The sequence below is a fragment of the Amaricoccus solimangrovi genome (assembly GCF_006385685.1).
Classification (GTDB): Bacteria; Pseudomonadota; Alphaproteobacteria; order Rhodobacterales; family Rhodobacteraceae; genus Amaricoccus; species Amaricoccus solimangrovi.
This window is the reverse complement of sequence record NZ_VFRP01000099.1, coordinates 1-1431: the sequence shown is the minus strand read 5'-3', so window position 1 is coordinate 1431 and position 1431 is coordinate 1. Positions and strand designations below refer to the sequence as shown.

Sequence of the window (1431 nt, the reverse complement as noted above, 5' to 3'; positions counted from 1 at the left end):
CGCCATCACATGTTGGGGTAATTCGGCCCGTCTCCGCCCTGGGGCGTGGTCCAGTTGATGTTCTGCGCGGGATCCTTGATGTCGCAGGTCTTGCAGTGGACGCAGTTCTGGAAGTTGATCTGGAACCTGGGCTTGCCGTGCTCGTCGCGCAGCACCTCGTAGACGCCGGCCGGACAGTAGCGCTGCGCCGGCTCGTCGTAGCGGGGCAGGTTCAGTTCGATCGGCACCCAGGGATCCTTCAGCGTCAGGTGGCAGGGCTGCTCCTCGGCGTGGTTGGTGAAGGAGAAGGAGACGTTGGTCAGCCGGTCGAAGGAGAGCACGCCGTCGGGCTTCGGGTAGTCGATCTTCTCGAACCGCTCCGCCCGGCCGGTGGCCTTGGCGTCGGTCTTGCCGTGCTTCATCGTGCCGAAGAGCGAGAAGTTGCCGAAGAGCGAATTCCACCACATGTCGAAGCCGCCGAAGGTCAGCGAGGCGGCGAGCCCGTGGCGCGACCAGATCGGCTTCACATTGCGGACGGGCTTCAGATCCTTCGCGATCGGCCCGGACATCACGTCGTCGGAATAGGCGGTGAGCTCGTCGCCCGACCGGCCCGCCGCGATCGCGGCCTGCGCCGCCTCGGCCGCCGCCTTGCCCGAGAGCATCGCGTTGTGGTTGCCCTTGATGCGCGGCACGTTCACGAAGCCCGCCGAGCAGCCGATCAGCGCGCCGCCCGGGAAGGTCAGCTTCGGGATCGACTGCCAGCCGCCCTCGCTGATCGCGCGCGCGCCATAGGCGACGCGCTTGCCGCCCGCCAGCACCTCCGCGATCATCGGATGGTGCTTGAAGCGCTGGAATTCCATGTAGGGATAGAGGTGCGGGTTCTCGTAGTTGAGATGCACCACGAAGCCGATCAGCACCTGGTTGTTCTCGGCGTGGTACATGAACGAGCCGCCGCCCGCGTTTCCGCCGAGCGGCCAGCCCATCGTGTGCGTGACCTGGCCGAGGCGGTGGTTCTCCGGCCTGACCTCCCAGATCTCCTTCATGCCGAGCCCGTATTTCTGCGGCTCGCGGCCCTCGGAGAGGCCGTATTTCGCGATCACCTGCTTCGAGAGCGAGCCGCGCACGCCCTCGCCGAGCAGCACGTACTTGCCGAGCAGTTCCATCCCCGGCTCGTAGTTCGGCCCCGGCGTCCGGTCCGCCTCGAGGCCGAATTCGCCCGCGACCACGCCCGCGACGCGCTCGCCGTCGAAGACCAGCGCGCTCGCCGCCATGCCGGGAAAGATCTCGACGCCGAGTTCCTCGGCCTGCTCCGCCATCCAGCGGCAGACATTGGCCATCGAGACGATGTAGTTGCCGTGGTTCTTCATGAAGCCCGGCATCGGCCAGTTCGGGATTTTCATCCGCCCGCCCTTCCCGAGCAGGTAGAACCGGTCGTCGCTGACCTCGGTCGTG

The 1431-nt window shown here is 66.6% G+C and carries 1 protein-coding gene; it reads right to left on the bottom strand.

Annotated features, from left to right (window positions below):
• Positions 1–5 precede the first annotated feature (5 nt).
• On the bottom strand, positions 6–1431 hold a 1426-nt coding region (locus tag FJM51_RS23390; protein WP_140456489.1), incomplete at its 5' end, for an electron transfer flavoprotein-ubiquinone oxidoreductase.